We start from the raw sequence: 17422 nt of genomic DNA on the forward strand, positions 1-17422 counted from the left end.
CCAATGTGGTTAACGAGCAGTTAACAGCAACATCGCGTCACGAACCCTGGCGGTAGACCTGTCCGGGATCGAACACCTGGCCGGCATCGACGAACGACACTTTGGCGGCACCGTCATCGCCTCGGGTGATGGCGCGGTAGAAGCACGAGCGCCGGCCGGTGTGGCAGGCCGCCCCGCCCTGCTGCTCGACGCGAATCCAGATCGCGTCCTGGTCGCAGTCCATCCGCATCTCGACCACGCGCTGGACATGGCCCGAGCTCTCGCCCTTGCGCCACAGCGCCTTACGCGAGCGGCTGTAGTACCAGGCGTCGCCGGTCTCGATGGTCTTGCGCAATGCCTCGTCATTCATGTGCGCGACCATCAGCACGTCGCCATTGCCGGCATCGGTGGCGACGCAGGTGACGAGGCCGGCCGCGTCGAATTTCGGCCGCAGCACGAGGGATTCTTCGAGGTCGTGATCGTGAGACACGGGGGTTCTTTCAAAAAATCGGAGGCCTCTTCCTTCTCCCCTTGTGGGAGAAGGTGGCACGGCCGAAGGCCGTGACGGATCAGGGGTAGTCGCGAGGCTCAGAGCTTGCGGCCCCCCCTCACCCGTCTCGAATGCGCTTCGCGCCTTCGATCCACCCTCTCCCACAAGGGGAGAGGGAGGAAGAAGCGCCTAGCGCGAGGGCATGTTGATCATCGCCATGAACCGCGCCTGCTCGGCCGGGTTGTCGCGGAAATTGCCGGTGAAGCGGGTGGTGAAGGTGCGCGAGCCTTCCTTGCGGATGCCGCGGGCCGACATGCAGGTATGCTCGGCCTCGACCATCACGGCGACACCGCGCGGCTTCAGGACCTCGTCCACAGCAGCCGCGAGCTGCGCCGTCAGATGTTCCTGGGTCTGCAGGCGGTGGCCGAAAATATCGACCAGCCGCGCCAACTTCGACAGGCCGACGACACGCTCGACGGGCGTATAAGCGATATGCGCCTTGCCGTAGAAGGGCATCATGTGATGCTCGCAATGCGAGGTGAAGCCCATGTCGCGGATCAGCACGAAATCATCATATCCCGCGGTCTCGCCGAAGGTGCGGTTCAGCACCTCGGAGGGGTTCTGGTAATAGCCCCGGAACAGCTCGTCATAGGCCTCGACCACCCGGCGCGGCGTATCCAGCAGGCCCTCGCGCTGCGGGTTTTCGCCGACATAGGCCAGCAAGGTCTTCACCGCCTGCTCGGCCTCGGCGCGCGACGGCCGCATTTGGTCGGGATTCACCGCCGGGGCGAGGAATTCTGCCGGATCGAGTTCGGAGGGCTGGAAGCCCGGCTTCGGCTCGGGGGCTTTGCCGCGCAGCGGCTTGATCATCGCGTTCATATAAACTCCGTTCGACCGGTCCCTGGGACCGGAGTGTCACCGGGCAGACGGAGATGGCACAGCCACCGGACGCCTGAAACCCCAACAATAACATCAGCCCTGCCGAATTGAATTCTCAATTTCCGGCGATCCGGAGCACGGCAGGCATTTTCTTGCGCCGCTACCATCCTATATAGGGATGGGTTCCCGGCTGCCAAGGTACGGGCGAGGGAACCCGCGGTTTCACGGTCAAGGCGCCCTTTATGCTGAATGACATCTATAACAAGCGCATCATCGCCCTCGCCGGCAATATCCCCCGATTGGGTCGCCTGCCAGCGCCCGACGCGACAGCCACCGCGCATTCGAAATTGTGCGGCTCGACGGTGAAGATCGACCTCACGATGGACGGTCCCGTCGTGACCGATTTCGGGCATGACGTGAAGGCCTGCGCGCTCGGTCAGGCATCATCCGCGATCATGGCCAGCCATGTGGTCGGCTCGACCGCGGAAGAACTGCGCGCGTTGCGCGAGACGGTGCGAAAAATGCTGAAGGAAAACGGCGCGCCGCCGGACGGCAAATGGGCGGATATCGCGCTGCTCGAGCCGGTGCGCGACTACAAGGCCCGCCACGCCTCGACGCTGCTGACCTTCGATGCTGTGGTCGACGCGATCGGCCAGATCGAAGCCAAGGCCGCCAGCAACGCGCCGGCCTGAATCCTTACCTCGCCGGCGTGACCGCCGCGCCTCCGGTCGGTACCGTCGCCTCAGCGGTCTTGGTCGGCCTGGACGTTACGGGCTCGATCGACGCCACCGGCGTCTTCGAGTCGTCGATGGCGCTGACGAAGCGGTCCTGTACCACCTTCGGCGTCAGCGAGGCCATCGGCACGTCGGGCTTGCCGGGCGGCAGCACCGCCGCCACGTCATGCGTGGTGACCAGGTTGGTCGTCAGCAATTCATCCGGCGTCAATTCATGCAGCTCTTCCCACGGCGGCACGTTCAGCGACAGCGACAGCAAATCGTCGGTGCCGCCCATGTCGAAGGTGTACTTCGCCAGCCGCCCGATATCGCGCTCGACGATCATCAGGTCCTGCGCCGTATAGGTCGCCGCGCGCGGATCGTCGGCGCGGTCGCCCATCCAGATCTGGTGGACACGGACATGCGCCTGGTCGGGCACGAAACGCGTCTTGCCGGCGAGCAGCAGGAACACGCACATCGACTCGCAATAGGCCTGCGGCACCACCGCCGGCTTGAGGCCGGACAGCGTCTGCAGTTCGACCGTAGTGCCGACCGTGGTCAGCAGGCCCATCCTGCGCCAGCGCCGGCCCATCCGGATCGCGTCATTGACGGAGCCGCCGCTGGAATCCAGCACCACGGTGGCGCCGGCCAGTTCGCGTCCGCGGGCGAATTCCTCGAAATCCTTGACGGTGTCACCGGTGATGATTCCGACCGCGCCGATCCAGCCGCGGCAGTCCGGCTCACAGGCAATCCAGGTGAAGCGCATCGGCAGCTTGCGTTCTTCCATGACGGCGCCGGCATAAGCGGGAGCGCCGACCACGGCCAGCAGGCCGGGAAGAGCGAGGCAAAAGGCGGCGGCACGAAACAGTGCCAGACGGCCCGAGCGAAGCGACGTCACGTGTCTCACATCGGTTCCTTCCCTGCGCTCTACCGAGCAGTGGTACGGGCCCCAAACAACGTTTACGATTCTGTCACATCATTGTTATGCAAAAACGTAACCGGTCCCTTACCGGCGTCCAGTTCAATTGCCGCATCGCGATCGGATTGCTGGCAAGTGTGTCCCGTTTGCATAGCCCGCTCGAGCGCGTGCCGATGCACCGTGCAAAACGCGTCCAATCTGATAGCAATGCGCCTATGAAACATTCAGCGGATTGCGCGCATTGCGCGGGTACTTTGATGCGCCTGCCGCGCAACGCCGGTCGCGGCGCGATCTGGATCTATCGCCACACGCTATCGCCGCTGGTCGGCTACCATTGCCGGCATCTGCCGACCTGCTCGGTCTATGGCGATGAGGCGATCGGGCGGTTCGGGCTGTGGGCCGGCGGCTGGATGACGCTGGCGCGGCTGCTGCGCTGTAATCCGTGGGGCACCCACGGCATCGACAACGTGCCGGCGCAAGCGCCAGCCACGGCGCGGTGGTATCTGCCGTGGCGCTATGCGCGCTGGCGCGGCGTGCATGATGTGCGCGAGTGACTAGGATTGCGCCGTCGCCACCACGCGACGACTGACGATCACGGCGATCAGCGCCGTCGTCATGAACCCCATCGCGACAAAACCGGCGGCACGAAACTGTCCCCCGGCAAACAGCATCCCGCCGATCGCCGAGCCGATCGCCTGCCCGACATAGAGCACCGACGTGTTGAGCGACACCGACGCGCTGGCAGCGGCCGGCGCGGCGCCAACCAGGCGCACCTGCTGCATCGAATTGGTGGCGCCAAAACCCATGCCCCAGATCGCGACGCCGACCGCCATCACGGCAAGCGAGCCCGCGCCGAACGACCATACCGTCATGCCGGACAGCACCAGCGCCGTCGCCAGCAGCGAGGAGTTGAACGCCCCCCAGCCATCGACGATGCGTGTCGCGGTCAGGATGCCGACGAGGCCGCTGAGGCCGTAGATCGCGAACACCGCGCTGGCCGCGTCGGGCCCTGCCCCGGTCAATTGTCCGAGCAGCGGCGCGAGAAAGGTGAAGATCACGAATTGTCCTGAAATCTGCAGCGTGGTGATCAGCAGCAGCAACACGACGAGGCGGTTGCGCGCCAGTTCGGTCCAGGTCGCAAGATCGACCGGCGTGCCGTAAAGCCCGCGCGGCAGCCGCCAGGCCAGCAGCAGCAGACTGAGAACGCTCAGCGCGCCGATGCCGGCATAGACCTCGCGCCAGCCATAGCGGCTGGCGATGAAGGTCACCAGCGGCAGGCCGATGGCGGCAGCCAGCGTCCAGCCGAGAAACACATAGGCGATGCTGCCGCCGCGTTTCCCGGGCGGCACGATCAGCGCCACCGTGCCGGCGGCCTGCGGCGTGTACAGCGCCGCCACCGCGGCCATCAAAAGCCGGATCACGAGCAGCACGGCATAATTCGGCGCGAAGGCGGAGGCGAAATCCGCCGCCGCAATCACCGCCACCGCGCCCATCAACAAATGCCGCCGCTCGATCCGGCTGGTCAGCCACGCGGTCACCGGCGAACCCACGCACAGCACGATCGCGCCGAAGGTAATCAGCAGCCCGGCCTCGCGAATGGTGACGCCGAGCCCGTCGGACAATTCGTGCAACATCGCCGTCGGCGCCAGCAAAGCGATGCCGGTGACGAAATTGCCGATCATGAGGGCGGTGGGGGCGTAGGGGCGAGGCGCGGGCAAGATGTGCTAGTCTAAGGATGCAGCCGCATCCAAGTCAAATCAGGCGCTCCAACCCCTGTTGCAACGCCACATTCGGCTGCTATACCGCGCTTCTGCTTACCTGCGCCCGTGTGCAGGAGTGAGCCACAGGAGATGAAAATGCCCGACAGCAACCCGCCCGGATTCGTATTCGGCCTCGCCAACCTCACCCCGCCGGCGCCGCCCGCCGCCCAGATCACCGTCACCTTCCCGGATGGCGCCGCGCGCGAATTCGCCGCCGGCATCACCGGCTTCGAGATCGCCAAGGGGATCTCGCCCTCGCTCGCCAAACGCACCGTCGCGATGGCGCTGGACGGCGTGGTGACCGACCTTTCCGACCCGATCGAGCGCGACGCCAAGATCGAATTCGTCAACCGCGACGACCCGCGCGCGCTGGAGCTGATCCGGCATGACGCAGCCCATGTGCTGGCGGAAGCCGTGCAGGCGCTGTGGCCGGGCACCCAGGTCACCATCGGCCCGGTGATCGAGAACGGCTTCTATTACGACTTCTTCCGCAACGACCCGTTCACGCCGGAAGACTTTGCCGCGATCGAGAAGAAGATGCGCGAGATCATCCAGCGCGACAAACCCTTCACCAAGGAAATCTGGTCGCGCGACGACATCAAGCAGGTGTTCTCGGACAACGGCGAGATGTTCAAGGTCGAGCTGGTCGACATGATCCCGGCCGACCAGACCATCAAGGTCTACAAGCAGGGCGACTGGTTCGACCTCTGCCGCGGCCCGCACATGACCTCGGTCGGCAAGGTCGGCACCGCCTTCAAACTGATGAAGGTGGCCGGCGCCTATTGGCGCGGCGACAGCAACAACCCGATGCTGACGCGAATCTACGGCACGGCGTTCGCGAAGCAGGAAGATCTCGACGCCTATTTGCACCAGATCGAGGAGGCCGAGAAGCGCGACCACCGCAAGCTCGGCCGCGAGCTCGACCTGTTCCACTTCCAGGAGGAAGGCCCCGGTGTCGTGTTCTGGCACGCCAAGGGCTGGACCATCTTCCAGGCGCTGGTCGCCTATATGCGCCGCCGGCTCGGCAGCGACTATCAGGAAGTCAACGCGCCGCAAATTCTCGACAAGTCGCTGTGGGAGACCTCCGGCCACTGGGAGTGGTACCGCGAAAACATGTTCGCGGCGCAGTCCGCCGGCGACGAGGCGGAAGACAAGCGCTGGTTCGCACTGAAGCCGATGAACTGCCCGGGCCACGTGCAGATCTTCAAGCACGGCCTGAAGAGCTACCGCGACCTGCCGCTGCGCATCGCCGAATTCGGCGTGGTGCATCGCTACGAGCCGTCGGGCGCCATGCACGGGCTGATGCGCGTGCGCGGCTTCACGCAGGACGACGCGCATGTGTTCTGCACCGAGCAGCAGCTCGCTGACGAATGCATGAAGATCAACGAGCTCATTCTGTCGACCTATGCCGATTTCGGCTTCGACGGCGACCTCACGGTCAAGCTCTCGACGCGACCGGAAAAGCGCGTCGGCACCGAGGAGATGTGGGACCACGCCGAGCGCGTGATGGCCACCGTGCTGTCGGAGATCGCGGCGCAGGGCGGCAACCGCATCAAGACCGAAATCTCGCCCGGCGAAGGCGCGTTCTACGGGCCGAAGTTCGAGTATGTGCTGCGCGACGCGATCGGCCGCGACTGGCAGTGCGGCACCACGCAGGTCGATTTCAACCTGCCGGAACGCTTTGGCGCGTTCTACATCGATGCCGACGGTTCGAAAAAGGCGCCGGTGATGGTGCATCGCGCGATCTGCGGCTCGATGGAGCGCTACATCGGCATCCTGATCGAGCATTTTGCCGGCAACTTCCCGCTGTGGCTGGCCCCGACCCAGATCGTGGTCACCACGATCACCTCGGAAGGCGACGACTACGCGACGACCGTCGCCGCCGCCGCGCGAAAAGCCGGGCTGCGCGTCGAGATCGACCTGCGCAACGAGAAGATCAACTACAAGGTCCGCGAGCACTCGCTGATGAAGATCCCGGTGATGCTGGTGGTCGGCAAGAAGGAAGCCGAAACCGGCCAGGTCTCGATCCGCCGCTTCGGCAGCGAAAAGCAGACCGTGATGTCGCTGACCGACGCGCTGGCCTCACTGGTCGAGGAAGCCACGCCGCCGGACGTCAAGCGGGCGAGGGACGCGGCATGACCGACGAACAGGAAATCCCCGCCTACCCGATCCTGGCCTATCAGTTGATCCCGGATCCCAACCGCCCGCATGTCGTGGCGCTGGCGTTCGAGACCGACCAGGGCCACAGCCTGTTTCTGGCGACGCGCGAGATCCTGGAGGATCTCGCGAAGGATCTGCTCGACCGCGCCGGCAAGATGCCGGCCAGGGGCTAAGCGATTGAACGGCCGGGCGATCACGCGATCGCGCGGTCACATTCGATCTAAATGATCGCGGCCCGCCTCAACGCGGGCAGTTTCGCGTGGTATTGGTATCGGCAGTCCCATTGCCGAAGAGATCGCCGTGCCCGACATCATCGACTTCCTGAAGACCCGCCGTTCCGTCAAGCCGCGCGAGATGAGCGGCCCCGGCCCCTCCCCCGCCGAAATCGACACCATCCTGACGATCGGCGCGCGGGTGCCGGATCACGGCAAGCTGGCGCCGTGGCGCTTCATCGTATTCGAGGGCGATGCGCGTGCGCGCGCCGGCGACGTCATCGCCGCAGCGCTGTCGCGCAGTAAACCGGAGGCCTCGGCCGCCGATCTCGACGGCGCCAGGAACAGCCTGATGGAAGCGCCGCTGGTGATCGCGGTGGTCTCCAGCATCAAGCCGCATCCAAAGGTGCCGCCGTGGGAGCAGGAGCTGTCGGCCGGCGCGAGCTGCATGAACCTCGTCACCGCCGCCACCGCGCTCGGCTTCGGGGCCAACTGGCTGACCGGCTGGTATTCCTACGACCGTGCCATGCTCGATGGCCTCGGCCTTGGTGCCCACGAAAAGATTGCCGGCTTCATCCACATCGGCAAGCCGACCAAGCCGAACGAAGACCGGCCTCGGCCGGAGCTGGCGAAGTTGGTCACCAGATTCTAGCTGTCATTCCGGGGCGGGAGGAGCGCGAGCTGCGACCGAACCCGGAATCCTGAAATGTTCATCGCAAAACACATCGAGGTTCCGGGTTCGCTCGCGCTGCCGCGCTGGCGCCCCGGAACGACAATGTCGGGCGCTACGCCGCTTCCGACGCCCGCGCGCCGAACCGGCGCAACAACTCTTCCACCTCGGACGCCGGCTTCGCGGCGCTGAACAGGAAGCCCTGCACCTCGGTGCAGCCCTCGGCGCGCAGCCAGTCGAGCTGGTCGACGGTCTCGACGCCTTCGGCGGTCGTGGTGATGTTGAGGCTGCGGCCGAGCCCGGAAATCGCTCGCACGATGGCGATGCAATCGGAGCGACCGACCAGATCCTTGATGAAGGAGCGATCGATCTTGATCTTGTCGAACGGAAAACTCCGGAGATAGCTGAGCGACGAATAGCCGGTGCCGAAATCGTCCATCGAGATGCGGACGCCGAGCGCGCGCAACTGGTGAAGCACCGCTAGATTGGCTTCGGTTTCGGCGAGGAACAGCGACTCGGTAATCTCCAGTTCCAGCCGAAGCGGCGACAGGCCGGAATAGGCCAGCGCCGCGATCACCACCTGCACCAGATTGCGGTTGCGGAATTGCACCGGTGAGAGATTCACGGCGATCTTGATATCGTCCGGCCATTTCGCGGCCTCGACGCAGGCCTTGCGCAGCACCCATTCGCCGAGCGTGACGATCAGGCCGATGTCCTCGGCGACCGGGATGAAGTCCGCCGGCGAGATCATGCCCTTGTCCGGGTGCTTCCAGCGCAACAGCGCCTCGAAGCCGGTGATGCGGTCCGCGGCGAGATCGACCAAAGGCTGGTAGTGTAACTCGAACTCGCCATTGGCAAAGGCGCGCCGCAGGTCGATCTCCATGTCACGGCGCTTCTGCGCCTGGAGATCCATCTCGCGCTCGAAGAAATGATGCACGCCGCCGCCGTCGTTCTTGGCGCGGTACAGCGCCATGTCGGCGTTGCGCATCAGCTCTTCGCTGTTGTCGCCGTCGCCGGGCGACAGCGCGATGCCGACGCTGGCGCCAATCACGATCTCGATGCCGTCCATGTCATAGGGTTCGCTCAGCGTATGGATCAGCCGGAGCGCGAAATCATTGGCGTCGTTGGGCGCAATCTCGCCGGCCAGCACGATCGCAAATTCGTCGCCGCCGAGCCGCGCCACCAGATCGCTGCCGCGGACATTGGCGCGCATCCGCGCGGCCACCATGGTCAGCAGCCGGTCGCCCATCGGGTGACCGAAGGAATCGTTGACGTTCTTGAACAGATCGAGGTCGATGCACAGCACCGCGATGCCGCCTTCGGCATCCGAGCGCGCCTGCTGCAGCGCCTGGTTCAGCCGCTCCTGATACATCACGCGGTTGGCGAGGCCCGTCAGGCCGTCGTGATGCGCCATGTGCGCGACGCGGGCCTCCGCCTTGCGACGCTCGGTGATGTCCACCACGGCGACGAGAAAGCCGTCGCGGCCCTCGAACGACACCCGGCGGCCGTAGGTCAGAACCTGGATCTCGCTGCCATTCGCCCTGATGTGCCGCCAGTTGCGCTCAGACTGATAGGCATCGCCGATCTCCTGCAGCGACCTCGTATGCGCGTCCCATTCATCCTCCGGCCAGATCTGCCGGAGCTCCATGGTAAGAAAGGTGGCGCGATCATAGCCATAATGCGCAATTGCAGCGTCATTGACGCCAAGAAAGTGCAACGTCTCCGCATCGAACACCCACATCGGCATCGGGTTGGCATCGAACAGCAGCCGGAACGATTCCTCGCGGCGCTTGATGTCGGTGACGTCCGTGATCGTCAGCGATAACAGATCGCCGAACGCGGTAGCGCTGAGCCGCAGGTTGCGGTCGGCGCTGTCGATCTCGAACTGGTCGCTGGTCCCGCGCGAGATCATCGATAGCAGCCATTGCAGCACGTCCGGCAGGCACAGCGCGTGGCCGCCAGCACTCAACCTGCACCATTGCAGCCCGGTCGAGGGCGCCTTCAACAGTCTTGCCGCGCCATCGTTCAGGTGCACGATCTGGAAGTCGAAAGCCTGGCTCGCAGAGTTGCGGATCGCCGCCAGCGTCACGATGCCTTCATTGGTGGCCGAAAAGATCGCATCGACGAGATTGTAGCGCGGCCCGTGCTCATTGACGTAGACTCCGATCAGCGTACTGCCCCAGCGCGACGCGGTCGGCAGCGCGAGCATTTCGTAGGTCTGTACCAGTCCGTTACGGACGCAATGCACCGAGGAGATGCGCGGCCGACCGGTCTGTAGCGCGCAGCCTGCAGCCTCCGAAAGGGCCGTGGCGCAATCCGGCGAAAGCGTATCGAGCGGGATGTCCCAGCGCTCGTCGCCGAGCCAGTGCTGCACGTAACGGCCGCTCCGCGACACCCGCCATGACGCGCCGTCGCCCACCAGCAGTACGATGTGATCGGCCAGGCGCCCGAGGCTGCCGAGCATCACCTCTTCATAGCCCGGCAAATTCTGGCCAGGCCGAACTGCGGCGTGCCACTTGCGCTGCAGCACCGGAACGTCACCCTGCAACTTGCTATCCGGTTGCCCGGCGTATTGTCTGACCGCAGTCACGACGTTCCTTTCTGCATCCTTGTGGTGCAGACGGTATTCGGGTCATGCTGCTTAACGTGATGTAAACGATCCGCCGCCGTGACGCGCAATCCAGCATTATGAATTTTTAAAGTCGCGTGATGGTTAGGACGAATTCAGAACCATGACAGTAGCATGACATATCGACGGCTATTGATACTTGTTGTCGTTCTTCTGCGCTAGCGCGCGACGACTTCGATTTCGCCGTCGACGCCATTGACCACCTTGAACGGGCGCTCGAACACCTTGCCTTCGTTCTTGGCGATGGCCCGGTACTCGCCTTCGGAAAGCACGACGCGCGGGAAGGCGCCGATCGATTCCTTGATGACGTCGCCGGCCGGGGTGATCACCGACCACGCGGTGTTGGCCAGCGCCTCGCCGCCCTTGTCGCCGACCAGCTTCAGCGTGATCACGGCCGCACGGTGCGAGATGGTGACGTCGGTCAGCTTGCTGGCCTGGACGCGAATGTCGGAGCGCACCGTCGAATTGGCGTCGCCGTAGTTGGAGACGATGTAGTAGGTGCCTTCCTGCAGCAGCACGACGTCGCCGGCGGGCACGCTCGGCAGCAAGGGCGCGCGTTCGCCGGCCTCGAACTGGCTGCCCTTGTAGATACTGAACGAGATCTGGTTCTGCGGAATTTTAGAGGAGCCAACGCGGCCCTCGATGCGCAGGCCCCCGGCGGGCAGCACGAAGGATTCGCGATCGGTGTCGGTCTTGATCGTCACCGGGCGCACTGCGCTGACCAGCCCCATCGCGACATGCACCACGTAGCTGCCGGGCGGCAGCACGATATTGGGGGTCGCGCCACGGTCTTCGCGGATCAGCTTGAAGGCGCCGGTTTCGTCCGGCCGGTCGGAATAGACCCGCCACACCAGCCCGTTGCCGATCACCGACATGTCCTTGCCGTAGCGAGCGGTCAGCGCCAGCACGCCCTGCGCGGGCGCAGCCGGGCTGACGGGGAGCGGCGACGGCACCGGCGGCGTCACGGCGGCGACCGGCGGCTGGGTCAAAGGCGCCGGCAGCAAAGGCGCGGAAGCCGGCCCCGAAGGTGGTGCCAAGCTGATGGCCGGGCCGGACTCGACGCCCGGGATCGAGCCCGGCGGCACCGGCGGCGGACGATCGCTGAAAAACTGGGCCAAGGCAGGACCGGCTGGAAAAGTCGACAGCAAGGCCAGCGCCAGCGCGCATGCCAAGCGTTGGCCCCTTCCGGCTCTTACCAAATCATCGCCCAGTGCCATCATCGCCCTGCTTTTCACCGAAAACGCGGCAAATTCAAGCCTGCACTTGGCACCCTACACAATGCCGCGAGATCCACCGGCAATGTACGCCGTCCGGCGGACGTGTCGCCACGGCGTCGTATTTACTGCCTAAGGCGATGTTCGGCGGCATAAATCATGAATGCGGTACCGTCTGGCGTCATTCGGCCGGGCCGAATAAATATGCGGCCGTCGACTGAATCAGGCCGGCTGAGGAGTGAGTTCGTGCTGGAGAATCTGATGGGGCGCAACGAAAACGGCGCGAATGGCCGTGACAAGCCGGGAATTGGCAGCCCAGGTCTCGGCAGACCAAGTCTCGGCAGACCAGGTCTCGGCAGCGTCCGCCGCCCCGTGATCGGGCTGGCGCTGGGTGGCGGGGCTGCGCGCGGCTTTGCCCATATCGGCGTGCTGCGCACCCTTTTGGCCCACGGCATCGTCCCCAACGTCGTGGTCGGCACCTCGATCGGCGCCGTGGTCGGTGGCGCCTACGCGGCGGGCCAGCTCGACACGCTGGAAGAATGGGCGCGCGGCCTGCAGCCGCGCAACATCCTCGGCTACCTCGACATCCGCCTCAACGGCTCCGGCCTGATCGGCGGCAACAAGCTGGCCGCCCAGCTCGAGGCCTCGCTCGGCGACACCGTGATTGAGGACCTGCCGCTGAAATTCGCCAGCGTGGCGACCGAAGTCCGCACCGGCCACGAGATCTGGCTGACGCATGGCCGGCTGGTCGACGCGATGCGCGCGTCTTACGCCCTGCCCGGCATCTTCTCGCCGATGCTGGTCGGCGACCGCTGGCTGGTGGACGGCGCGTTGGTCAATCCGGTGCCGGTATCGGCGGCGCGCGCGCTCGGCGCGGAAATCATGATTGCCGTCAACCTCAGCAACGACGTGTTCGGCCATAGTACGACGATCTTTTCGCACGGCGCCCACGCGCGTCCGATCGAACCGGAGATCGAGCCGGAGGAGCCGCCGAAGCGCGGCTTCAGCCGGCTGTTCTCCGCCGAGCGCACCATGAAACGCGAGTTCTTCGGCAGCCGCGGCCGGCCCGGCATTTCCTCGGTGATGGTCGATGCCTTCAACATCATGCAGGACCGCATCACCCGGGCGCGCCTTGCCGGCGATCCGCCGGACATGCTGATCGCGCCCCGCATCGGTCATATCGGCTGGTTCGACTTCCACCGTGCCGACGAATTGATCGCGCACGGCTCCCGCGCCGCCGAACGCGCGATCGATTCGATCCGCGAAGCGATCGGGGAAGTCGCCCCCCAGTCCACGCACGAGGCGCTGATCGAAACCTGAACGTCCGGGTTTTGCCGCGGCTACTCTCGATGGTCGCGGTCCGAAGGAGAAAGGCCAAGTATAGGATCGACGGACGCAAACGCCATTTCAGTCGGCTCATGCTGGGATGGAGGATCCAACCCTAGCGCAGACGCATGCGCCGTTCAATTCAAGCCGTCCCCACGTGCAATCAGGCCGTCGCGATATAGTCACGCAGCGCTTCCTGCTCATGCTCGAATTCGCGCAGCCGCCATTTGACGACGTCGCCGATCGAGATCAGCCCGACCATCTTGTCGCCGTCCATGACGGGCAGATGCCTGAACTTGCCGGAAGTCATCATCTCCATCAGCGCGCCCACGGTGTCGGTCGCCTTGCAACTGATGACCTTGCGCGTCATCACCGCCTGTACCGGTTCGTCCAGCGCAGAGGCGCCGCGCTCGCCGATCACGCGGACGATGTCGCGTTCCGACAGGATGCCGTCGAGGTGCTGCCCGGACATCACCAAGACCGCACCGATCTTGCGCTCCGACAGCAGCTTGATGGCCACCGACAATGTGTCGTCCGGCCCGACGTGGATAATCTGGTGGCCTTTGGAATCGAGGATTGCACGTACCGTCATCGCCGCCTCCTGAAGTCGAATTCGCCCTTGGGTGGGCGTCTCTTATTCTTGGGCACTCAAGATCCCGGGCAGTCAAAGAACAACGCCGCGGAAAAGCGTAACATCGCCCCGCCAAGGTCACCTGTCCCTTCGGCAATGTGGATCAATCCTGCCGACCCCGCAAGGCGGCGGCCTGCGCTCAGCGCAGGTCAGGCCTGTCTGGGGCCGCAACGCCGGCGCCAGGCCTTCTGCGCGGGATCGGGTCAAACAGCGAGAACAGCAGCAGCCCGGCAAAGAAGCCGCCGATATGCGCCTGCCAGGCGACGCTGGCGCCTTCGGCCCCGATCGCGATCGCGCCGACCCCGAAGATGATATTGACCGCGAACCAGACGCCCAGAAATCCCAGCACGCGCGGATCGCGCAGCGCGCGCAGCAGCGGCTGCGCCGGGACGCGCGCGGCCTCGTCGGCATCGCCGCGGTTGAACGACAGGAAGCTGCCGCGCACGAAGGCGAAGCGGATCGCGGCGGCCATCGCGCCGGACACCGAGGCCGAAGCGCCGATCATCGGCGCCAGCTCGTGCTCATGCGTGAGCAGATGCGCGGCCGCGCCGCCGACGGCCGTCACCGCCATGAAGACGAAGAACCGGACCGCGCCGAAGCGCCGCGCCAGCGCGCTGCCGAACGGCAGCAGCCACAGCACGTTGAAGCCGATATGGCTGAGATTGGCGTGCAGCAGCGAGTAGCTGACGAAGGTCCAGATCTTGGCGCCGGCGCCGCCCGGAAATGGCATCGCCAGCAGCGTCTGGTCGTAACGCTTGGGGATGAAACCGAACATTTCGATGACGAGGTCGTCGAGTTCCGGGGGCAGCAACAGCCGGCCGACATGGATCAGCGCCAGCAGCGCCACATAGGCGGTCAGCGCCCCCGGCAGGGTCAGGATGGGCTCACGCGGGGGGACGGTGGATTCCAACGGTCAAGGGCCTGGTCAGCGGGCTCATGCGAGCGATCGCCCAAATAGGCGGGTTTACGCCGGCGAAGCAAGCGCGCGATGGCCGCAGCGGGCCGGGACGGATCGCATGTCAGCAATGCCGGCTGTGGCGCACAAGCGTTCAATAGAAGCTCAGCGTCACCGTCTCGACCGTGAACGGGTTGCTGGCCTGCGACCCGGCACAGACCAATACGACCGTCATGTCCACCGCGCCCGGGCCTGGTGTCGGCACGTTGACGGTGGTGCTGGCGGGAATGTTGGCGCCCCACACGCTCATGCCCGTGGTCACCCAGGAGGGGATCGGCGCACCGGTATAGAAGGTCGCCTGCCAATTGCCCGTCTCGCCGAAAACAGCGACGATGTTTCCCGGCACACATTGGGTCAAAGCATCGATCAGCGTGCCGCTGCCATTCGGCCCGGGCGTGGCGACGAGGGAATAGACCGGAAATGCCATGATGGGGAATTGATAGGGGCTGTAGAAGACACTCGTCGTCCCCGTTGCCGCCGGATTGAAAGTGGCCCCGTATTGGTAGAGCCCGGTCAGCTTGACCTGCTGCTCATCATTGAATTCAAAATAATTGTAGCCCATCAGATAGGTGCTGCTGCTCGCTGTGCCGGCGCTGTTCTGGGCCAGATAGCTTTCAAGATCGGTCACCTGCCCCACCGCCGCAACCGCCTGATCCGCAGGCTCGGGAAAAGCGGTACGGTTGGGGGTGAACAACTCCATCAGCAGCAACGGAACCGTGCAATCCGCGCCAGGCCAAGGGGAAGCGCCGGAATCGTACAGCGCCAGCGTCGCGGCCAGGGTGTTGCCGAAAGGAGTTGCCGTCGAGACCTGGCTGATATTCGTGCTGTTATAGTAATACTGCTCCCAGGCGGGATCCGCAGCCTTGAGCCCGGTCACGGCCACGTCGAAACTGCTGTGGCCATCCATTTCCGTGGGCGTCTGCTGGTTGGCGGCCACGCCGGCGATGAGGCAGTTGAACCAGCTCCCGATGCCCAGGCCCTGGTCGCCATTGGAGAAGGTGGCGGTCGAAGGCACCACCGGCGTTGCACCATTCACCGCCGGGCTGCCGTCCGGACCGGGGCTGCCGCCGTTGATCTGCTGGTGCAAATTCACGATCCACCAGATGGTGCGGTACAAGAAGCTGGATGGCGTGGTCTGGCCGTTCAAACCCTGGCCAATATCGCCCTCATTTCCGACATCAATGGAATGAACGGCAGAATGTATCTTGCCGGTCGTCGGGTCCGTCACGCTGGCGACGAACTGGCTGAAATCCGTCTGAATGGCTGCAGGTGCATTCGCAAAATCGTAGTTCGACGGAAGCGGCGCCGGGGTAAAATTCCAGGCATTGGGATCATCCGATAGAAACCAGTCGGACACCGGTACAACGACCTTGAGGCCAAAGCCGGCAGCGGCATCGAGGAAGTTGATGTGGTCCAGTCCGACATTGGATGTTGCTGTCGTGCCCCGGGCCATATCCCAGTTATACAGGCGAACGAGGTTGAGCCCCGCATCAGCGATGATTTGCAGATCGTTGCGATAGTTGTTGCCGTTGTCGGTCGGGAGGCTGGTGTCGCCGCCTGGAGCGGCCATGAAATTGGCCGCCCATAGCGACTGAAAGGCATCGTTGGCGAAATCCGAATCGCCGGTCTGCGTCGCTCCGGCCCCCACCACCCATGCCGTCCAGGTCGGGCTGTAATCAACCCCGCGCCAGACAGGCCCGGCATACTTTGACTGGCTGGTGTCTGCCGTTGTCATGCGCGCTCCCCGGTTCGATCGCCGCACGTCAATCATGGATTTACAATCAGAGATTGTAAATAGTATTTCTAGCATCTTCTATTATAGTGATATCTGCGGCAGCGCACGAGCGGCCCGATGCATTGCGACGCTGAATCCGGATACGATACGCATCGCCGGTTCAGCGACCAAACGCCAAAAAGAAAAAGGGAGAGCGCTGAGACGCCCCCCCTTCACCTGGATCGATCTTTCCGCGGATGCCTGCCCGGGATCCGAATTGCCCCGTCCCAGGCATCGCGCGCGATGACCAAACCTGTTGTCAGCCACCCTGGTATCAACCGCGGCGCCTCATCAAGGTACCGCGCCGATGTGTAGTACGCGACCATACTACGCGAACACCAGCGCTACGCCACCATCATGCTTAAATAAACGTTAACATCTGCAATTAAAGTTAACGCCGTGGAAAACGCGGCTGCGGCATGGACGATGCAATGTCTGACCTGCACAAGATGTAGCGGGCACGAGGTGCCTGGATTCGGGACAGAAATGTCCCGCACGGACCATTTGCCGGTCAAGGCGAGCGTTGATGAAGCATCCATCCAGCAAAGAGTTCTTTGCCTATTGGGACGACAAGCGCGGCGACGCGCGCGCCCCGGAGCGCAGCGACATCGAGCCCGGTCCGGTGCGCGAACTGCTCGGCGATATTTTCGTGTTGTCTTACGACAAGCCGGCCGGTTTCCCGTTCCGCGTCGCCGGCACGCGGGTCTGCGCCCTGCTCGACCGCGACCTCAAGGGCCAGGCGTTCCCGATGCTGTTTGCGCCGGACAACCGTCGCGACATTGAAGAGATCGTCACCGTGGTGGCCGAGGAACTGCTGGCGGCCGTGGCCGGCGTCACCGCGGTGACCGACGACGGCCGCAAGGTGCAACTGGAACTGCTGCTACTGCCGTTCAACATGCGCGCCCACACCCCGACCAGCCTGACCGGCCTGCTGGCGCCGCTCGGCGAGGCCGGCGGCCGGCTCGGCTATTTCAGCCTGACCTCGTTCCGCTATCTCGCCCACCCGCCGCAACGCTTCGCACCGCGCGCGCTGCGCAAGCTGAAGGTCGCCCACGGACTGATGATCTATGAGGGGCTGCGTTGAGCGATCCGGTCTGGCGTCGCGCGCCGT

At 64.5% G+C, this 17422-nt stretch carries 16 protein-coding genes; 7 read left to right on the top strand and 9 right to left on the bottom strand.

The genetic code is table 11. The features are described from left to right. Positions 1-37: 37 nt before the first annotated feature. Positions 38-469, bottom strand: coding sequence for a phosphoribosyl-AMP cyclohydrolase (hisI, locus tag FNL56_RS18690; protein WP_143574492.1), 432 nt, complete (start codon positions 467-469; stop codon positions 38-40). A 189-nt stretch (positions 470-658) separates the two neighbouring features. Further along, a complete protein-coding gene (gene folE, locus FNL56_RS18695) occupies positions 659-1348 on the bottom strand; it encodes a GTP cyclohydrolase I FolE (RefSeq protein ID WP_143574493.1) in 690 nt (229 codons plus the stop codon). A 242-nt stretch (positions 1349-1590) separates the two neighbouring features. On the opposite strand from folE, the gene FNL56_RS18700 reads away from it, so the two are divergent. Continuing rightward, a complete protein-coding gene (locus FNL56_RS18700; RefSeq protein ID WP_143582234.1) occupies positions 1591-2040 on the top strand; it encodes an iron-sulfur cluster assembly scaffold protein in 450 nt (149 codons plus the stop codon). Between the two features lie 4 nt (positions 2041-2044). Here the strand turns inward: FNL56_RS18700 and FNL56_RS18705 are convergent, their stop codons facing one another. Beyond that, on the bottom strand, positions 2045-2968 hold the full coding sequence (locus tag FNL56_RS18705) for a hypothetical protein (RefSeq protein WP_168202964.1): 924 nt from the start codon (positions 2966-2968) through the stop codon (positions 2045-2047). Positions 2969-3195: 227 nt separating this feature from the next. Here FNL56_RS18705 and yidD point away from each other — a divergent pair, with 227 nt between their 5' ends. After that, positions 3196-3534 (top strand): membrane protein insertion efficiency factor YidD, encoded by a 339-nt coding sequence (gene yidD / locus FNL56_RS18710; protein ID WP_143574495.1) that lies wholly within the window; start codon positions 3196-3198, stop codon positions 3532-3534. Here yidD and FNL56_RS18715 read toward each other — a convergent pair whose 3' ends face one another. Next, on the bottom strand, positions 3535-4662 hold the full coding sequence (locus FNL56_RS18715) for an MFS transporter (protein ID WP_143576254.1): 1128 nt from the start codon (positions 4660-4662) through the stop codon (positions 3535-3537). A 174-nt stretch (positions 4663-4836) separates the two neighbouring features. Between FNL56_RS18715 and thrS the strand changes: the two genes are divergently transcribed. The 3 genes from thrS to FNL56_RS18730 all read left to right on the top strand — a co-directional run bounded on the left by thrS (position 4837) and on the right by FNL56_RS18730 (position 7764). Continuing rightward, a complete protein-coding gene (gene thrS, locus FNL56_RS18720; protein WP_143574496.1) occupies positions 4837-6879 on the top strand; it encodes a threonine--tRNA ligase in 2043 nt (680 codons plus the stop codon). Beyond that, on the top strand, positions 6876-7073 hold the full coding sequence (locus FNL56_RS18725; protein WP_143574497.1) for a hypothetical protein: 198 nt from the start codon (positions 6876-6878) through the stop codon (positions 7071-7073). The genes thrS and FNL56_RS18725 overlap by 4 nt, the downstream gene beginning before the upstream one ends. Before the next feature lie 127 nt (positions 7074-7200). Beyond that, positions 7201-7764 carry a nitroreductase family protein gene (locus FNL56_RS18730; RefSeq protein ID WP_143574498.1) on the top strand — a complete coding sequence of 188 codons (564 nt, stop codon included), beginning with the start codon at positions 7201-7203 and terminating at the stop codon, positions 7762-7764. Between the two features lie 133 nt (positions 7765-7897). Here FNL56_RS18730 and FNL56_RS18735 read toward each other — a convergent pair whose 3' ends face one another. Both FNL56_RS18735 and FNL56_RS18740 read right to left on the bottom strand, forming a co-directional pair. Next, entirely contained in the window at positions 7898-10372 is a 2475-nt protein-coding gene (locus FNL56_RS18735) for a putative bifunctional diguanylate cyclase/phosphodiesterase (protein ID WP_143574499.1), read from the bottom strand. A gap of 197 nt (positions 10373-10569) precedes the next feature. After that, a complete protein-coding gene (locus tag FNL56_RS18740) occupies positions 10570-11631 on the bottom strand; it encodes a hypothetical protein (RefSeq protein WP_143574500.1) in 1062 nt (353 codons plus the stop codon). A gap of 240 nt (positions 11632-11871) precedes the next feature. On the opposite strand from FNL56_RS18740, the gene FNL56_RS18745 reads away from it, so the two are divergent. Continuing rightward, positions 11872-12945: a patatin-like phospholipase family protein gene (locus tag FNL56_RS18745; RefSeq protein ID WP_246661457.1), complete on the top strand. Its 1074-nt coding sequence runs from the start codon at positions 11872-11874 to the stop codon at positions 12943-12945. 169 nt (positions 12946-13114) lie between these two features. Here the strand turns inward: FNL56_RS18745 and FNL56_RS18750 are convergent, their stop codons facing one another. The 3 genes from FNL56_RS18750 to FNL56_RS18760 all read right to left on the bottom strand — a co-directional run bounded on the left by FNL56_RS18750 (position 13115) and on the right by FNL56_RS18760 (position 16272). Further along, positions 13115-13543, bottom strand: coding sequence for a CBS domain-containing protein (locus FNL56_RS18750; protein WP_143574501.1), 429 nt, complete (start codon positions 13541-13543; stop codon positions 13115-13117). Between the two features lie 178 nt (positions 13544-13721). Further along, complete coding sequence (locus FNL56_RS18755) at positions 13722-14492, bottom strand: rhomboid family intramembrane serine protease (RefSeq protein WP_143574502.1); 771 nt, start codon at positions 14490-14492, stop codon at positions 13722-13724. Between the two features lie 139 nt (positions 14493-14631). Then, entirely contained in the window at positions 14632-16272 is a 1641-nt protein-coding gene (locus FNL56_RS18760) for a hypothetical protein (protein WP_143574503.1), read from the bottom strand. 565 nt (positions 16273-16837) lie between these two features. Between FNL56_RS18760 and FNL56_RS18765 the strand changes: the two genes are divergently transcribed. Then, entirely contained in the window at positions 16838-17395 is a 558-nt protein-coding gene (locus FNL56_RS18765; protein ID WP_143574504.1) for a PAS domain-containing protein, read from the top strand. Positions 17396-17422: the final 27 nt, after the last annotated feature.

The sequence above is a fragment of the Tardiphaga sp. vice304 genome (assembly GCF_007018905.1).
In the GTDB taxonomy this organism is placed as follows: Bacteria; Pseudomonadota; Alphaproteobacteria; order Rhizobiales; family Xanthobacteraceae; genus Tardiphaga.

Excerpts from the sequence above, each read along its gene's own strand:
- thrS (WP_143574496.1), top strand. The coding sequence starts at position 4,837 with ATGCCCGACAGCAACCCGCCCGGATTCGTATTCGGCCTCGCCAACCTC.
- FNL56_RS18760 (WP_143574503.1), bottom strand. The coding sequence starts at position 16,272 with ATGACAACGGCAGACACCAGCCAGTCAAAGTATGCCGGGCCTGTCTGG.
- FNL56_RS18750 (WP_143574501.1), bottom strand. The coding sequence starts at position 13,543 with ATGACGGTACGTGCAATCCTCGATTCCAAAGGCCACCAGATTATCCAC.
- FNL56_RS18715 (WP_143576254.1), bottom strand. The coding sequence starts at position 4,662 with ATGATCGGCAATTTCGTCACCGGCATCGCTTTGCTGGCGCCGACGGCG.
- FNL56_RS18765 (WP_143574504.1), top strand. The coding sequence starts at position 16,838 with ATGAAGCATCCATCCAGCAAAGAGTTCTTTGCCTATTGGGACGACAAG.
- yidD (WP_143574495.1), top strand. The coding sequence starts at position 3,196 with ATGAAACATTCAGCGGATTGCGCGCATTGCGCGGGTACTTTGATGCGC.
- FNL56_RS18740 (WP_143574500.1), bottom strand. The coding sequence starts at position 11,631 with ATGATGGCACTGGGCGATGATTTGGTAAGAGCCGGAAGGGGCCAACGC.
- FNL56_RS18725 (WP_143574497.1), top strand. The coding sequence starts at position 6,876 with ATGACCGACGAACAGGAAATCCCCGCCTACCCGATCCTGGCCTATCAG.
- FNL56_RS18700 (WP_143582234.1), top strand. The coding sequence starts at position 1,591 with ATGCTGAATGACATCTATAACAAGCGCATCATCGCCCTCGCCGGCAAT.
- folE (WP_143574493.1), bottom strand. The coding sequence starts at position 1,348 with ATGAACGCGATGATCAAGCCGCTGCGCGGCAAAGCCCCCGAGCCGAAG.